The organism is Streptomyces sp. NPDC001351, from assembly GCF_042896045.1.
Lineage (GTDB): Bacteria > Actinomycetota > Actinomycetes > Streptomycetales > Streptomycetaceae > Streptomyces.
In genome coordinates, this window is the sequence record NZ_JBIAWS010000006.1 from 218,115 (window position 1) to 234,232 (window position 16,118).

Annotated in this window: 15 protein-coding genes; 9 read left to right on the plus strand and 6 right to left on the minus strand. The window is 72.0% G+C overall.

The genetic code is table 11. From position 1 onward, the window contains the following. Positions 1-21 precede the first annotated feature (21 nt). On the minus strand, positions 22-1,362 hold the full coding sequence (gene allB / locus ACFY1U_RS23320) for an allantoinase AllB (RefSeq protein WP_390696043.1): 1,341 nt from the start codon (positions 1,360-1,362) through the stop codon (positions 22-24). Positions 1,363-1,629: 267 nt separating this feature from the next. On the opposite strand from allB, the gene ACFY1U_RS23325 reads away from it, so the two are divergent. Then, positions 1,630-2,433: an IclR family transcriptional regulator gene (locus ACFY1U_RS23325; RefSeq protein ID WP_390696044.1), complete on the plus strand. Its 804-nt coding sequence runs from the start codon at positions 1,630-1,632 to the stop codon at positions 2,431-2,433. Positions 2,434-2,452: 19 nt separating this feature from the next. On the opposite strand, the gene ACFY1U_RS23330 is transcribed toward ACFY1U_RS23325, so the two are convergent. After that, positions 2,453-2,740, minus strand: coding sequence for a DUF5955 family protein (locus ACFY1U_RS23330; protein WP_390696045.1), 288 nt, complete (start codon positions 2,738-2,740; stop codon positions 2,453-2,455). Between the two features lie 215 nt (positions 2,741-2,955). On the opposite strand from ACFY1U_RS23330, the gene ACFY1U_RS23335 reads away from it, so the two are divergent. Continuing rightward, a complete protein-coding gene (locus tag ACFY1U_RS23335; RefSeq protein ID WP_390696046.1) occupies positions 2,956-3,555 on the plus strand; it encodes an NTP transferase domain-containing protein in 600 nt (199 codons plus the stop codon). Between the two features lie 202 nt (positions 3,556-3,757). Next, a complete protein-coding gene (gene aceB, locus ACFY1U_RS23340; RefSeq protein ID WP_390696047.1) occupies positions 3,758-5,383 on the plus strand; it encodes a malate synthase A in 1,626 nt (541 codons plus the stop codon). Between the two features lies 1 nt (position 5,384). Here the strand turns inward: aceB and ACFY1U_RS23345 are convergent, their stop codons facing one another. From ACFY1U_RS23345 to ACFY1U_RS23355, 3 genes are read right to left on the minus strand one after another with little or no spacing between them, the layout of a single operon-like run. After that, positions 5,385-5,675 carry a SelT/SelW/SelH family protein gene (locus ACFY1U_RS23345; RefSeq protein ID WP_390696048.1) on the minus strand — a complete coding sequence of 97 codons (291 nt, stop codon included), beginning with the start codon at positions 5,673-5,675 and terminating at the stop codon, positions 5,385-5,387. Beyond that, positions 5,672-6,586: a HipA family kinase gene (locus ACFY1U_RS23350; RefSeq protein ID WP_390696049.1), complete on the minus strand. Its 915-nt coding sequence runs from the start codon at positions 6,584-6,586 to the stop codon at positions 5,672-5,674. Before ACFY1U_RS23350 ends, ACFY1U_RS23345 begins: the two co-directional genes overlap by 4 nt. 26 nt (positions 6,587-6,612) lie before the next feature. Further along, positions 6,613-8,112: an IucA/IucC family protein gene (locus ACFY1U_RS23355; RefSeq protein WP_390696414.1), complete on the minus strand. Its 1,500-nt coding sequence runs from the start codon at positions 8,110-8,112 to the stop codon at positions 6,613-6,615. A 92-nt stretch (positions 8,113-8,204) separates the two neighbouring features. Here ACFY1U_RS23355 and ACFY1U_RS23360 point away from each other — a divergent pair, with 92 nt between their 5' ends. The 3 genes from ACFY1U_RS23360 to ACFY1U_RS23370 are packed head-to-tail and all read left to right on the plus strand — an operon-like array spanning position 8,205 to position 11,841. Further along, positions 8,205-9,716, plus strand: a complete 1,512-nt coding sequence (locus ACFY1U_RS23360; protein ID WP_390696050.1) for an IucA/IucC family protein — start codon at positions 8,205-8,207, stop codon at positions 9,714-9,716. Between the two features lie 44 nt (positions 9,717-9,760). After that, a complete protein-coding gene (locus tag ACFY1U_RS23365; protein ID WP_390696051.1) occupies positions 9,761-11,032 on the plus strand; it encodes a VWA domain-containing protein in 1,272 nt (423 codons plus the stop codon). Beyond that, positions 11,032-11,841: a hypothetical protein gene (locus tag ACFY1U_RS23370; protein ID WP_390696052.1), complete on the plus strand. Its 810-nt coding sequence runs from the start codon at positions 11,032-11,034 to the stop codon at positions 11,839-11,841. The genes ACFY1U_RS23365 and ACFY1U_RS23370 overlap by 1 nt, the downstream gene beginning before the upstream one ends. Positions 11,842-12,227: 386 nt before the next feature. Here the strand turns inward: ACFY1U_RS23370 and ACFY1U_RS23375 are convergent, their stop codons facing one another. Further along, positions 12,228-12,854 (minus strand): winged helix-turn-helix transcriptional regulator, encoded by a 627-nt coding sequence (locus ACFY1U_RS23375; protein ID WP_390696053.1) that lies wholly within the window; start codon positions 12,852-12,854, stop codon positions 12,228-12,230. Positions 12,855-12,941: 87 nt separating this feature from the next. Here ACFY1U_RS23375 and ACFY1U_RS23380 point away from each other — a divergent pair, with 87 nt between their 5' ends. The 3 genes from ACFY1U_RS23380 (at position 12,942) to ACFY1U_RS23390 (ending at position 16,037) form a co-directional block, all read left to right on the plus strand. Then, entirely contained in the window at positions 12,942-14,150 is a 1,209-nt protein-coding gene (locus tag ACFY1U_RS23380; RefSeq protein ID WP_390696054.1) for a pyridoxal phosphate-dependent aminotransferase, read from the plus strand. 67 nt (positions 14,151-14,217) lie between these two features. Continuing rightward, positions 14,218-15,375, plus strand: coding sequence for a serine hydrolase domain-containing protein (locus ACFY1U_RS23385; RefSeq protein WP_390696055.1), 1,158 nt, complete (start codon positions 14,218-14,220; stop codon positions 15,373-15,375). Positions 15,376-15,437: 62 nt separating this feature from the next. Then, positions 15,438-16,037: a histidine phosphatase family protein gene (locus tag ACFY1U_RS23390; protein ID WP_390696056.1), complete on the plus strand. Its 600-nt coding sequence runs from the start codon at positions 15,438-15,440 to the stop codon at positions 16,035-16,037. Positions 16,038-16,118 lie beyond the last annotated feature (81 nt).

A 16,118-nucleotide genomic window follows, 5' to 3' on the forward strand; every position in this document is an offset into this window, starting at 1 on the left:
CGCTGCGGGTGCGGGAGGGTCTCAGTGGTCGCGGGTGAGCAGCCGCCCCTTCGGCTCGGTGAACTCGCCGTCCGCGACGATGCGTTCACCGCGCAGCCAGGTCGACTTCACGACGCCGTACAGGGTCTTGCCCGCGTACGCCGTCACGCGGTTGCGGTGCTGGAGGGCCGCCGGATCCACGGTGAAGGTCTCGTCGGGTGCGAGGACCGCGAAGTCGGCGTCGCGGCCCGCCTCGATGGCGCCCTTGCGGGTGTCCAGGCCCACCAGTTCCGCCGTGCGCGAGGACATCCAGCGGACCACGTCCTCCAGTCCGTGTCCGCGCCTGCGCGCCTCGGTCCACACCGCGGCCAGGCTCAGCTGGAGGCCGGAGATGCCGCCCCAGGCGGTCGCGAAGTCGTCCGTCTTGAGGTCGGCCGTGGACGGGGAGTGGTCGGTGACCACGCAGTCGATGGTGCCGTCCGCCAGCGCCTGCCAGAGCAGGTCCTGGTTGGCGGCCTCGCGGATGGGCGGGCAGCACTTGAACTCGCTGGCGCCGTCCGGGACTTCCTCGGCCGTCAACGTCAGATAGTGGGGGCAGGTCTCGACCGTGATGCGTACGCCCTCGGCCTTCGCCTCGGCGATCAGCGGGAGGGCGTCGCTCGAGGACAGGTGCAGGACGTGCACGCGCGCGTTCAGGCGTTTCGCCTGGGCGATGAGCTGGGCGATCGCCGTGTCCTCGGCGTCGCGGGGGCGGGAGGCGAGGAAGTCGGCGTACTTGGGGCCGCCGTGCTGCGGGGCGGCGTCCAGGTGGTGGGGGTCCTCGGCGTGCACGATCAGCAGTCCGCCGAAGGAGGCGATCTCGGCCAGGGACTGGGCGAGCTGGTCGTGGTCGAGATGCGGGAACTCGTCCACCCCGGACGGCGACAGGAACGCCTTGAAGCCGAAGACGCCCAACTCGTGCAGCGGCCGCAGGTCCTTGACGTTGTCGGGCAGGGCGCCGCCCCAGAAGCCGACGTCGATGTGCGCCTTGTCGGCGGCGACCGCCTGCTTCGTACGGAGGTTGTCGACCGTCGTGGTCGGCGGGAGGGAGTTGAGCGGCATGTCGACGAGGGTGGTGATGCCGCCTGCCGCCGCCGCGCGGGTGGCGGTCCAGAAGCCCTCCCACTCGGTGCGGCCCGGGTCGTTGACGTGCACGTGCGTGTCGACCAGGCCGGGCAGCAGGACGTCGTCGCCGAAGTCCTCCAGGCGGGCGTCCGCCGGTACGGCGGCGTCGTACGGGAGCACTGCGGTGATCCTGGCGCCGGCCACCGTGACCGTGGCGGGACGTGTCCCCTCGGGTGTGATGACGCGTGTCGAGCGCAGCACCAGTTCTGTGTCGGACACCCGGACCCCTCTCAGCCGCCGCGATGTACTTCCACGCGTTTTACTTCCACGTAACGGAATTCAACTTTCTGTTGAAGGAGTCTTCACTCCCGCTTCCGCGCCGTCAAGGGCACACTTCTCCACAGTGCACTCCCTGCGCCCACTCTGGACGTTTCCACAAAGCGGAATTAGAATTCCAGCAAGCAGAACGTAGCTATGCACAAGCGGGGAGTCAACCGACCGGCGGGTAGGCTGCTGCCCTTCCGCCAGTCCCGAAAGGAACGCGCCGTGCCGACGTCCAGCGCCAGCACCACCGACGCCGCCAAGTCCAACGGCGGTGGCGTCCAGTCCCTCGAGCGCGCCTTCGATCTGCTGGAACGGATGGCGGACGCGGGCGGCGAGGTCGGGCTGAGCGAGCTCTCCGCGAGCAGCGGACTGCCGCTGCCCACCATTCACCGGCTGATGCGCACGCTCGTGGCCTGCGGATACGTCCGCCAGCAGGCCAACCGCCGGTATGCGCTCGGCCCGCGTCTGATCCGTCTCGGCGAGTCCGCCGCCCGGCTGCTCGGCACCTGGGCGCGCCCCTATCTGGCCCGCCTGGTGGAGGAGACCGGCGAGACGGCGAACATGGCGCTGCTCGACGGCGACGAGATCGTCTACGTGGCCCAGGTGCCGTCCAAGCACTCGATGCGCATGTTCACCGAGGTGGGCCGCCGGGTGCTCCCGCACTCCACGGGCGTCGGCAAGGCGCTGCTCGCGAACACCCCGGACGACGAGGTGCGCGCCCTGCTCTCCCGCACCGGCATGCCCGCCGCGACGGACAGGACGATCACCACGCCTGAGGGCTTCTTGGCCGCCCTGGAGGACGTGCGCCGGGACGGCTACGCGGTCGACGACAACGAGCAGGAGATGGGGGTGCGCTGCCTCGCCGTCTCCGTGCCCAACTCCCCCACCGCCGCCGCCATTTCGATCTCGGGCCCCGCAGGCCGGGTCACGGAGGCGGCGACGGACAAGATCGTGCCGGTGCTGCAGCAGGTGGCGGTCGAGCTGTCGGAGGCGCTCGCGAGCTCGGGGCCCGCGGCCCAGATCTGAGCAGCCCCTCCCCTGCGGCTCAGCGGCGTGGCGGTTCCCCGAACAGGTCCACCGCGTTGCGTACCTCCGACAAGCCCCTGGCCAGCGCGCTCACGGACCCGATCGCGCCGGCGATCAGCAGCAGCGACCGGCGCAGCCGGGGGATCTCGGGGGAGCCGTCGATCGTCATCGCGGCGAGGGCGGCGAGTTCGTCCTCGGCTATGCCGCGGTCGGGGAACTCGGCGGGGTGCGCGGCGAGTTCACGGCGCAGCCGGGACACCGCGGTCCGCAGTTCCGCCACTCTCAGGTCCTCGTCGCTGCCGGTCACTGGCCTCTGCCCCAAGCTCCGCAACACAGCTCTCCCCCTCGCACGCCCTCGTGCGCAGTTTCTTCGTGCTTCCGCAGTGCAGCCCCGTGGCGGTGGTCGGGCGCCGGGGGACGCGGGTCAGTAAACGCCACCCGATGCCCCGTGCGCCACTGCGCGGACCGAAATTCAGCCCCCGGAAACCGGGCACTCATCCTGCCGTCAGGTATGCAGGACGCATGACGGAGAACGAACAGCAGGTGGCCGGGCTGCTCCTCGCCGCAGGGGGCGGCCGGCGGCTCGGCGGGCGGCCCAAGGCGCTGCTTCAGCACCGTGGACGGCCGCTGGTCGAGCACGCGGCCGGCGTCCTGCACGCGGCCGGCTGCACCCGCGTCCACGTGGTCCTGGGGGCGCGGGCCGACGCCGTACGGGAGCAGGCGGAGCTGGAGGGGTGCGTGCTGGTGGAGAACCCGGAGTGGGAACAGGGCATGGGCACCTCACTGCGGGCCGGGCTGGACTCGCTCGCCGGGACCGGAGTCCGGGCCGCCCTCGTCTCACTCGTCGACCAGCCCGGGATCGGCCCGGAGGCGGCAGGGCGGGTGCTGGCCGCGTACCGGGACGAGACCTCGCTCGTCTCGGCCGCCTACGACGGCGTACGCGGCCATCCCGTCCTCTTCGGCAGGGCACATTGGGCGGACATCGCCGAGACGGCGACCGGGGACCGCGGGGCGCGCGCCTACCTCAAAGCGCACGAGCCGGCGATCACGCTCGTCGAGTGCGGGGACGTGGCGCGACCGTACGACATCGACACGGAAGCCGATCTGGTCCACCTTGAGTGAAGCTTGAACCTTGAGTGACCGGGGTGGCACCGAGCGCCACCTTCCCTCGACCCGGAGAATCTCGATATCAACAAACCATTGAACTTCCACAATGAGGAAACTAGTATCCACTGTTCAGAAGCGCCCTACCGCTCCAGGGGCGCCGCTCGCCGTACCCGGTTCGACTGGCACCCGGTGCCACCGCTGAAGGAAGTGACAGCTCATGTCCGCACCAGCGCCGTCCCCGCTGGCCATCGTCGACGCCGAGCCGCTGCCGCGGCAGGAGGAGGTCCTCACGGAGGCGGCCCTGGCCTTCGTGGCCGAGCTGCACCGGCGGTTCACGCCCCGGCGTGACGAACTCCTCGCCCGCCGCGCGGAGCGCCGCGCCGAGATCGCCCGCACCTCCACGCTCGACTTCCTGCCGGAGACGGCCGCGATCCGCGCGGACGACTCCTGGAAGGTGGCCCCCTCCCCCGCCGCCCTGAACGACCGCCGGGTGGAGATCACCGGCCCCACCGACCGCAAGATGACCATCAACGCCCTCAACTCGGGCGCCAGGGTCTGGCTCGCGGACTTCGAGGACGCCTCCGCGCCGACCTGGGAGAACGTGGTCCTCGGTCAGGTCAACCTGGCCGACGCCTACACCCGCACCATCGACTTCACCGACCCGGCGAGCGGCAAGTCGTACGCCCTGCGCCCGAACGAGGAGCTGGCGACGGTCGTCATGCGCCCGCGCGGCTGGCACCTGAACGAGCGGCACCTGGTGGACGCGGACGGCACCCAGGTGCCGGGCGCCTTCGTCGACTTCGGGCTGTACTTCTTCCACAACGCCCAGCGGCTGCTCGACCTCGGCAAGGGCCCGTACTTCTACCTCCCGAAGACCGAGTCGCACCTCGAAGCCCGTCTGTGGAACGACGTGTTCGTCTTCGCGCAGGACTACGTCGGCATCCCGCAGGGCACCATCCGTGCCACCGTCCTGATCGAGACGATCACGGCGGCGTACGAGATGGAGGAGATCCTCTACGAACTCCGCGACCACGCCTCCGGGTTGAACGCGGGCCGCTGGGACTATCTGTTCTCCATCGTGAAGAACTTCCGTGACGGCGGCGCCAAGTTCGTCCTGCCGGACCGCAACGCGGTGACGATGACCGCGCCGTTCATGCGGGCGTACACCGAACTCCTCGTCCGCACCTGCCACAAGCGCGGGGCGCACGCGATCGGCGGCATGGCGGCGTTCATCCCCTCGCGCCGGGACGCCGAGGTCAACAAGGTGGCCTTCGAGAAGGTCCGCGCCGACAAGGACCGCGAGGCGAACGACGGCTTCGACGGCTCCTGGGTCGCCCACCCGGACCTGGTGCCGATCGCCATGGAGTCCTTCGACAGGGTGCTCGGCGACAAGCCGAACCAGAAGGACCGGCTGCGTGAGGACGTCCACGTCGAGGCAGCCGACCTGATCGCCGTCGACTCCCTCGACGCGAAGCCGACGTACAACGGCCTGGTCAACGCCGTACAGGTCGGCATCCGTTACATCGAGGCCTGGCTGCGCGGGCTCGGCGCGGTCGCCATCTTCAACCTCATGGAGGACGCGGCCACCGCCGAGATCTCCCGCTCGCAGATCTGGCAGTGGATCAACGCGGGCGTCGAGTTCGAGAACGGTGAGAAGGCCACCCCGGAGCTGGCCCGCAAGGTCGCCGCGGAGGAAGTGTCCAACATCCGTGCAGAGCTCGGCGAGGAGGCCTTCGCGGCCGGCCACTGGCAGCAGGCCCACGACCTGCTGCTGCAGGTCTCCCTCGACGAGAACTACGCGGACTTCCTCACGCTGCCCGCGTACGAGCAGCTCAAGGGCTGACCTACTCCTGCGAGACCTTGTCCGAGTGGCCCAGGGACCTTCCCGGGGCCACTCGGTCGCGTACGGCCTGCTTCACGGCCGTCGGCTCGGGGAAGCCCTGTTCGCGGCGGTCCCAGACCACCTCGTCGTCGACCCGGACGACGAAGACACCGCCGGTTCCGGGTTTGAGCGACAGCTCGGTCAGCTCCGCCTCGAAGGTGGTGAGCAGCTCCTGTGCCAGCCAGGCCGCACGGGGCAGCCAGCGGCACTGGGTGCAGTACTCGATCTGTACTACCGGTCCGACGGGGTTCATCCGAGGTGCACCGACCAATCCTGTTCCGCCGCCGGTTGGCCGTGCAGGTCGGGGACCCGCTTCAGCCAGTTCGGGCGGCCTTGCTGTGTACGCGCCGTCCGCAGGGCCTCCTCGGCGGCGAGTTCCTCCCGGGTGGGGAAGTCGGTGGGGAGCCAGTCCGCGGAGGCCTGCACGCGCGCGTGGAGGTAGTCCACGTACGCGGCCCGGATGTCGTCCGGGGTCGCGAAGCCCTCCTCGCCGGCCAGCCAGGCGTCGGGGACCTCCGCGGCGATGTCCCGCAGCAGCTCCCGCGTCACCTTCGGCGCCAGCTCCGCGTCGGCCGCCCGCACGTCGGGGGCGTAGTGGCCGAGGGCGTGATGCCGGAAGTCGTACGCCTTGGCGGGGTCCGAACTGTCCCAGCGGTGGTGGAAGACGAGGGCCGCCCCGTGGTCGATCAGCCACAGCCGCGGTGGCACGATCCCGAGCGTCGGCCAGACCATCAGGTTCGAGCTGTGGACCGTGCGGTCCACGTTCACGGTCAGCGCGTCGAGCCAGACGATCCGGCCCGCCTCCAGCGCGTCGACCGGGAACGACTTCGCAAGCTCCGGGGTGAAGTCCCGCGCGCCCGGCAGGTAGTCCATGCCGAGGTTGATCCCCGCGCTGGCGCTGTGGAGTTCCCGCACCTCCTGGTGGGGCTCGCCGTCGGCGATCGCGGGGTCGAAGTGCACCAGCACCAGTTCGGGGAAGCGCAGCCCGAGCGCGCGGGCCAGCTCGCCGACGATCACCTCGGCGACCAGCGCCTTGCGGCCCTGCGCGGAGCCGGTGAACTTGACCACGTAGGTGCCCAGGTCGTCGGCCTCGACGACTCCGGGGACGGAGCCGCCGGACCGCAACGGGGTCACGTATCGAACAGCAGTCACTTCGCGCAGCACACCCGCCAGGGTATGTAGGCCGGCCCTCACCCGGCCAGCGGATTCGGCAGCGGCAGATAGCGGGCGTCCGCGCCGTCCGCGCCCGTCCAGCGCAGGAGGAGGTTCGTCTTGCCGGGGAGGGTCGGGGAGGTGAGGAGGGCGGCCGTCTCGGGAAGGTCGTGGCGGGCGAGTTCGCGGCGGGCGGCGGGCCAGGGGTCGAGGCCGGGCCGGCGCTCGGCCAGGGCGGCGGCGACCTCCGTGAGGTGGTTGACGACCAGGCAGTACACCAGCCGTTCCCAGCCGGCCGCGCGTGACACCTCCGGCAGCAGCTTCACGCCCTCGGCGTCCCGGAACAGCGCCTGCACCGGGGTGCCGTCCGGGTCGACGGCGACCAGCGTGTTCTGCAGATGTGCCTCGAGTACGACGCCGTGATCGGCGAAGGCTGTCAGCGCCGGGGGCACGACGGCCCTCAGATACGCCTCCCACCAGGCCTCCGGGTCGCCGGCCCCGTCGAGCGGGCTGCCCGCGAAGCCCTCCGTCAGGCCCGCGGCGAGCAGCGGGGTCGCGCCGGGCAGCAGATGGTCACGCAGTCCGTCGCGGACCAGGACGGCGAGTTCCTCGAAGGCGAAACCGGCGGTGCGGTAGCCGCGGTCGCTGAGCCAGGCCGCCGGGCCGTCCATGGCGGCGAAGGCGGCGGCCGCCGCCTCATCCGTGCGGCGGAGTTTCAGCAGGTCGTGACGCCACAGCCGGCGGATGTCGTTGGTGATGCGGACGTCGAGGCTGAACTTCAGGAAGAGGTCGTGCCCGGGGGCGTAGAGGGTGCGGATCGCGGCCGTGGGCCAGGTCTCGAAGGCGGTCGTGCCCAGCCGGATCAGGCGGCCGTCGGCGAAGGCGGGCGCGAGGTCCACGAGGTCGAGCTGCCAGGGGTGGGCGGGCAGCAGCCGGTAGCCGGGCGGGGCCTCGCCGAGGGCGTCCAGCGCCGAGGTGTCGCCCTCCTCGACGACCAGGTCCTCGCGCACGCCGAGCAGCACCAGCGGGAAACGGGCGTGGGCCTCGGGGGCGTACGGCAGCCAGCCCGCGACCGGGCCGCCGCCGCGTGCCTTGGGGGCCGGGTGGTAGGGATGGCCGGTGATCAGGGACTGCTCGGAGCGCTGGTAGAGCTCCTCGGGTGCCGTCACCCTGGCACGGGCGGCCAGCAGTGCGGCCACGGCGTCCCGGCTGTCGATCATCTCGGCGGGGAGTTCGTGGTTGGACAGGCCCGTGTGGCGGCGCAGCTCCTCGGAAACGAGCTTGGCGAGTTCGGTGTGCCCGACGTGGTGCCAGTGGCCCGCCGCATACACCTCGGGGTCGGTGGGCCGCCGTTCGCCGCGGACGCGCAGCAGCCGGTCGACACCGGGCAGCCGGTAGGTGAAGCACTCGCCGTCCCGCCCGACCGGCTCGGCCACCTCGCGCAGCAGACAGTTGAGGAGCGGTGCGGCCGCGTACGCGTCGGCGCGGCCGGCGAGGTCGTCACCGGTGTGCGGCGTGATGAGATCCACGCGATCCACTCGTTCCCTGAGGTCCGTTCGGGCGGAGACGATCAGTATGTATGCCGTCACCCCGGTTCGTGACGCCCTACTCGTACCCGAGGAGCCCGCCCGTGCACCGTCCCCACCCCGCGGAGGCCGAGGTCGCCGACGAGCTGGCCGCCGTACGCCCCGCGCTTCTGTCACGGTACGCGGCCGAGCTGCCGGGTGCCCGGGCGGCCGTGCTGACCCGGCTGTGGCGGGCGCTCGCCCATGAGCCGGTGCCGTGGATCACCGCCCGGGACCCGGACCGGGAGGGCCTCACCCTGCGCCTTCGCGACGGGCGCCGGCTGCGCGGGCCGGCCGCGGATCCGTACGCCACCGCCGCCTACGTCACCGCCGTGCACCTCGACAGCGTGGCGTACGACCATCCGGCGCGGCTGATGACCGACCTCGCGGTGCCGCACTGCGTCGACTTCGCGGCCGAACTCGGGCACAGCGTGGCCTCGTTGGCGCTGTCCCGGGCCGATCAGGAGCGCCACACGGACGAGTGGCCCGCGCAGGACTGGGAGTGGGAGCAGCGGGTGGTGGACGGGCATCCCTTCCATCCGGGCTGCCGTTCCCGGCCCGGTTTCTCGGTGGCCGAGCAACTGGCCTACGGGCCCGAGCACCGGCCGCGGGTCGAGCTGGGGATGCTGCCGGTCCGGGCCGAGGAGTGCCTGGTGACGGGCGTGTGGCCGGACGACATGCGGGACGGGGAACGGCTGTTGCTGCCGGTGCACCCGTGGCAGGCGGCGCATGTGCTGAAGCGGACCTGCGACGAGCAGCTCACCGCGCACCCGCTGATGTCCCTGCGCACGCTCGCGGTGCCCGGCGGGCCGCACATCAAGACCGCGCTGAGCGCCCGGCTGACGTCCTCGGTGCGGGACATCTCGCGCTACTCGATCGCGCTGTCGGCGACGTTGTCCGCGTTCGCGGAGTCACTGGCGGCGCGCGCCGACGGGCTCCTGCACGTCACGCGCACCTGGGGTGCGGCCACGGCCGAGTCCGCGGACCTCGCCGCCGTGGTGCGGGAGTCGCCGCAGACGTACGCCTCGACGGCTCGCGGTGAGCGGGTCGTGCCGGTGGCCGCGCTCACCACCACCGCGCTGCCCGAATCCCCCGCCTGGCTCGCCGACTTCACCCGCCTCACCCTCACCGTCGGCCTGCGCCTGCTGGAGCTGGGTGTGGCCCTTGAGGCGCATGGCCAGAACCTGCTGGTCGTCCTCTCGGCGACGGGTGCCCCGCTGCGGCTGGTCTACCGCGACCTCGCCGACATCCGCGTCAGCCCGGCGCGGCTGGCCCGGCACGGCGTCCCGGTCCCGGAGCTGTCCGGACGGCTCGTCACGGACGACGTGAGGACGCTGCGGCGCAAGCTGTTCGGATCGCTGGTGGCGGGCGCCCTCGCCGGTACGGCGGGTTCGGCGCAGGCGCTCGGGACGGCGCTGGAGACGGCCGTACGGGATCTGCCGCGCACCCCCGACCTGGCCGCGCTGGTCGAAGAGCCGCTGCCCGCGAAGGCGCTGACGCTGATGCGGATGTCGCCGGGAACGCCTGGTGACCAGTGGGCCGAGCTGCCCAATCCCCTGCGCCCGCAGGCCCGCTGACGCTCGTTTTGGAGCGCGGCACATCTGATCAATAAGATCCGCCGATGATCAGAAGACAACGGTTGGCGGCAGGGGTGTGCGCCCTGCTCGCCGCCCTGGCGGCCGGGATGACCTTCCCGGCCGCGGCGAGCGCCGGCGAACCCACGGGCGAGGCCACCGCGAAGGTCGATCTCGTCCTCGACGTCAGCGGTTCCATGCGGACCCGGGACATCGACGGCGGGACTCGGATGGCCGCCGCGAAGCAGGCGTTCAACGAGGTCCTCGACGCGACGCCCGAGGAGGTCCAGCTCGGCATCCGCACACTCGGCGCCAACTACCCGGGCAACGACCGGAAGACGGGCTGCAAGGACACCGCGCAGCTCTACCCGGTCAGCACGCTGAACCGCACCGAGGCGAAGACGGCGGTCGCGACCCTCTCGCCCACCGGCTGGACCCCGATCGGCCCGGCCCTCCTCAAGGCAGCCGACGATCTGCAGGCCGGCGACGGCTCCAAGCGGATCGTGCTGATCACCGACGGCGAGGACACCTGCGCCCCGCTCGACCCGTGCGAGGTGGCCCGCGAGATCGCCGCCAAGGGCATCGGCATGACCATCGACACCCTCGGCCTGGTCCCCGACACCAAGCTGAACAAGCAGCTCAGCTGTATCGCCGAGGCGACCGGCGGCACGTACACCTCGGTCGAGCACACCGACGAACTCACCGACAAGGTCAACCAGTTGGTGGACCGGGCGGCAAACCCCGTGGTGACTCCGGTCGCCACCGAGGGCGCCGCGCAGTGCACGGACGCGCCGACCCTGAAGTCCGGTCTCTACACGGACCGCGAGGAGTTCGGGCAGCAGCGCTGGTACCGCGTGGAGGTCATGGCGGGCCAGGAGCTGCGCGCCTCGGTGAGCGTGGCGGCCGACCGGGCCGTCGGTCCGGACTACGGGGCTCTGCTGCGGGCCGTCACCGTGCACGGCCGCGAGATCGTGCGTGGGGAGGCCGCGGGCAACGGTCGTACGGACGTCATCTCCACCGGCCTGCGCTACCCCAGGCCCGAACGGGACGACGACAGCGACAAGCCCGCCCCGGAGACGGTCTGCCTTCAGGTCACCAACTCCTTCTCGGCGGCCTCCGGCGTGAAGACCACGCCCGGTCTGCCGCTGGAGCTGACCGTGGACGTGGTCGACGGCCCGACCCACTCGAGCGACGTGGCCTCCTTCGGCCTCGGCCGCGGCTGGTGGCTGCTCGGCGTACTGGTGCTGGTCGGCTTCCTGGCCGGTCTGATCTGGGGCTGGCTGTCACGCTGGCGGGTCGCGGTCTGGAGGACCAACTGATGCGGATCACACGTGTGTTGAGCGCGGCCCTGCTGACGCTGGGCCTGGCGGCCGCTCCCGCGGCGGCCGACTCCTCGCCGTCGCCCAGCACCTCCGAGGGCAGCTCGGCGCCGACCTCGGCCGGTACGTCCTTCCGTACGGCGGCGGAGTTCGAGCAGGGGCAGCAGGCCACGGCGGTCGGCTCCACGGGCGACTATCTGTACTGGTCGTTCCCCGCGGACGCCGGTCAGCGTCCCACCGTCGAGGCGACGGTGAAGCTGCCGGACTCGCATGCCGCGCAGACCTGGCAGATCGACGTCTACGACGGACTGCGGCGCCGCCAGGCCTGCCAGTACGGCGCGCAGACGCGCACCGCCGCCCAGGGCGCGCCCTCGGTCGACCTGGCCTGCGTCCTGCGTACCGTGCGCGCCTGGTCGGAGCCGTGGGCCGATGACCCGCTGCCGGGGACGTACTACATACGGCTGACCGTGGTGAACCTGGCGACGGCCGATCTCGGCCAGCCGATCCGCGCCTCGGTCCGGGTCGGCTCCAAGGACATCGGCGGCTCGGCGGCCGTGGACGGCTCGCTGGCGAAGCCGCTGGTACCGGGGATCGCGGTGGCCTCCAAGTCCGAGGAGAGCAACGGGGGTTCGTCGAAGTCCGCCGTGCTGTCGAGCATCGAGCCCGAGGACGGCTGGGCGTCCGGCTGGTGGTCGGACCGGTGGGTATGGACCGCGATCGGCGGCGTGCTGGCCGCCCTGGCGGGCGTCGGCGGGTATGCGCTGACGCGCGGTTCGGGACGACCCTCACGGGTGCCGCCGGGCGCCTGACGCTCGGCCAGAAGGCCCGCACCCCGCGGGCCTTCTGCCGTCTCACGCCCCCCCGCAGCGCCTTCGCCGAGGCGCCCTCGCCGGTGACGGCGACCGGTCCCTGACACACCGCGCGTCGCGCGTATGCGCCGATGCGCGGGCCGGGACGGCCCCCGCGGGTGCCACCCTGCGCCTGCCCCCCGGAAGACCCGCGCCCGCGGGCCTTCTGCCGTTCCAGGCCTCCCACAGCGCCTTCGCCGAGATGCCCTCGCCGGTGACGGCGACCGGTCCCTGACACACCGCGCGTCGCGAGTATGCGCCGATGCGCGGGCCGGGACGGCCCCCGCGGGTGCCGCCCGGCGCCCGACACCCCCCGGAAGACCCGCGCCCGCGGGCCTTCTGCCGTCTCAGGCCTCGCGCAGTGCCTTCGCCAGGGTGCCGTCGCCGGTGACCGTGACCCGTCCCTGACGCACCGCGTCGGCCAGGTTCAGCTCGCCGCGCGCGAGGGCCGCGCCCGTCTCGGCGTCCAGGGTCAGCCGTGCGTCGGGCTCCCCGGGGGCGGGCCCGTCGCCGTACAACGGGCCGTCCTCGGCGCCGGCGTACAGGTGGAAGTCCCCCTCCTCCAGCCGGACCTCGACCAGCCCCTGCCCCTCCAGCGAGCGCAGCAGGGGCAGCGCGAACCAGTGGGCGCGCAGGGCGTCCGTGGGCCTCCGCTCCCCCAGCTCGCCCTGGCCCCACACGCTCAGCGCCTGCAGTACCGGCAGCAACTCCCGCCCGCGCGGAGTGAGTTCGTAGACGTACGCAGCGCCGGGCGGCGGCAGCCGGCGGCGCGTGCTCAGTCCGTCGCGTTCCATGTCCTTCAGCCGTGAGGCCAGTACGTCCGTGCTCACGCCGGGCAGGTCCGCGTGCAGGTCCGTGTAGCGGCGAGGGCCGGCCAGCAACTCCCGGACGATCAGCAGGGTCCAGCGGTCGCCGACGAGGTCGAGGGCGCGGGCGGCGGAACAGTACTGGTCGTAGCTTCGGCGTCGTGACATGCGACGCAGTCTAGACATGTTGTTGGACTTTCCAAGCTCGAACTTGGTAAAACCAAGCAACACACGAAACCGGAGGGGCGAGCGAGCATGGAGTTCCGGCAGTCGAACAAGCTCAGCGAGGTCTGTTACGAGATCCGCGGCCCGGTGATCGAGCACGCCAACGCGCTGGAGGAGGCGGGCCACAGTGTGCTGCGCCTGAACACCGGCAACCCCGCGGTGTTCGGCTTCGAGGCGCCGGAGGAGATCCTCCAGGACATGATCCGGATGCTCCCGCAGGCACACGGCTACACGGACTCGCGCGGCATCCTCTCCGCCCGCCGGGCGGTCGCCCAGCGCTACCAGACCCTGGGCCTGGAGGTCGACGTCGACGACGTCTTCCTCGGCAACGGCGTCTCCGAACTGGTCTCGATGGCCGTACAGGCGCTGGTCGAGGACGGCGACGAGATCCTGATCCCGGCCCCGGACTTCCCCCTCTGGACGGCGGTGACGACCCTCGCCGGCGGCAAGGCCGTCCACTATCTGTGCGACGAGCAGGCCGACTGGTACCCGGACCTGGACGACATGGCCTCGAAGATCACCGACCGCACCAAGGCGGTCGTGATCATCAACCCGAACAACCCCACCGGCGCGGTCTATCCCAAGGAGATCATCGAGGGCATCCTCGACCTCGCCCGCCGGCACGGCCTGATGGTCTTCGCCGACGAGATCTACGACCAGATCCTCTACGACGACGCCGTGCACCACTCGGCCGCCGCGCTCGCCCCCGACCTGGTGGTCCTCACCTTCTGCGGTCTGTCGAAGACGTACCGGGTGGCCGGCTTCCGCTCGGGCTGGCTGGTGGTGACCGGCCCGAAGCAGCACGCCAAGAGCTATCTGGAGGGCCTGACGATGCTGGCCTCCATGCGGCTGTGCGCCAACGCGCCCGCCCAGTACGCCATCCAGGCCGCGCTCGGCGGCCGCCAGTCGATCCGCGAGCTGACCGCGCCCGGCGGCCGCCTCCACGAACAGCGCAACGTCGCCTGGGAGAAGCTGAACGAGATCCCGGGTGTGTCCTGCGTGAAGCCCAAGGGCGCCCTGTACGCGTTCCCGCGCATCGACCCCAAGGTGCACCGGATCCACGACGACGAGAAGTTCGTCCTGGACCTGCTGCTGCGGGAGAAGATCCAGGTGGTGCAGGGCACCGGCTTCAACTGGCCGACACCGGACCACTTCCGGATCCTGACGCTTCCCTACGCGGACGATCTGGAGGCGGCGATCGGGCGGATCGGGCGGTTCCTGAGCGGATACCGCCAGTAGCGGGAATGCCGTGCCACGGCCCTCCGTTGGTGGTTTCCGTATCCGATCACCGAACAGGGGGCTTTGCATGTCGCACGACGTACAGGGAACGGTGTCCGAGGGATTCGAGGGCGTGCGCGAGGAGTTCGCCGCCTTCCTCGCCGGGGAGCGCGACGAGCCCGGCGCGCAGCTGGTGGCGTACCACCACGGGCGGCGGGTGGTGGATCTGTGGGCCGGGGAGGGAATCGACGGGTCCTCGCTGACCAGCCTGTTCTCCATCACCAAGGGCGCGGCGCATCTGGTCGTCGCGCTGCTGGTGCAGGACGGCGTGCTGGATCTGGACCGTGAAGTGGCCGCGTACTGGCCCGAGTTCGGGGCGGAGGGCAAGGAGCGGCTGACGCTGCGCGAGCTGCTGGAGCACCGGGCCGGGCTGGTGGGCATCCCCGACGGGGGTTTCAGCGCACGGGAGCTGGCCGACGACCGGCTCATGGCGGCACGCCTCGCCGGGCAGAAGCCGCTGTGGGACCCGCGGAGCGGATACGGCTACCACGGGCTCGTCATCGGGGCGCTCACCGGCGAGGTGGTGCGCCGGGCCACCGGGAAGTCGATCCAGGAGCTGTACGAGGAGCGCATCCGGGCGCCCTACGGCCTCGACTTCCACCTCGGCCAGCCCGAGGCGCTGGAGCCGCGGTGGCGGGAGGCGCAGCCGCTCGTTCCCACTCCCGAGGAGGCCGCCGCGCTGGCGGCACGGGCGGCCGCCCCCGGCAGCATCCGGTTCATCGCCTTCAACCTGAACGCCCCCGAGCCCACCGACCTGCTCGCCTTCGCCAACGACCGCCACACACGGGCCCTCGGCCCGGCCTCCTCGGGCGGTGTGGGCAACGCGCGCGGGGTGGCCGGCATGTACGCGGCCGCGATCAGCTCGGTGGACGGCAGGGCGCCCCTGCTCACCCGCGAGACGACGGCCCTGTTCGGCGGGCTGCGCACGCCCGGCCCCGACCTGGTGACCGGCGGCGACGACCACTTCACGGTGGGCTTCGAGTACCTGGCCGGCCGCTATCCCCTCCTCGGCGAGGACTCCTTCGGACACAGCGGCGCGACGGGCTCGCTCGCCTTCGCCGACCCGGAGAGCGGGGTGGCCTACGCCTACACACGGCGCCGCTTCGCCTTCCCCTCGGGCGTCGGCGCGTCCCCCGAGAACGGCCGTCTGGCCGATGCCGTCCTGCGGGCCGCCTCGGCCTCGTGACACGGTGGGGGTGAGGCCCGCACGGCCGTGTCCGGCGGGTCCGAACGGGAAGGGTGCGCGGCATGGGCGACGTGTTTCTCGTGCGGCACGGTGAGACCGAGTGGTCGCGGTCCGGGCGGCACACCGGCTGGACGGACCTGCCGCTGACCGAGCGCGGCCGCGCGGAGGCCCGGCAGCTGGTGCCGCTGATCCGCTCGCACCGGATCGGGGCCGCGTTCGTCAGTCCGCTGCAGCGGGCGCGGGAGACGGCGGAGCTGATCGGGCTGCAGGACGTGCGGGTCGACCCGGATCTGCGGGAGTGGGACTACGGCGGCTATGAGGGGATCACGACCGCCGAGATCCAGCGCACCCGGCCGGACTGGTTCCTGTTCCGGGACGGGGTGGAGCCGGGGCCGCCGGACCACCCCGGGGAGACCCCCGAACAGGTGGGCGGGCGTGCGGACCGCATGCTCGCCAAGGTGGACGCGGCACTCGCCGACACCGAGGGCTGTGTGGTCCTGGTGGCGCACGGCCACTTCCTACGAGTGCTCACGGCCCGGCGGCTGGGGCTGCCGCCGTCGGGCGGGGCCTTGTTCCAGCTGGCCACGGGGACGGTGTGCCGGCTGGGGACGGAGCACGGGCGGCCGGTGATCGCGGGGTGGAACGTGCGTCCCGGGGCGTGAGCGCCGCTCACCCGGCCGTTGTCAGACCCTCGTCGTAGCCTCTCAGGAGGGGGGAGAGGGGACCCGGCGACGGGAAGGAGC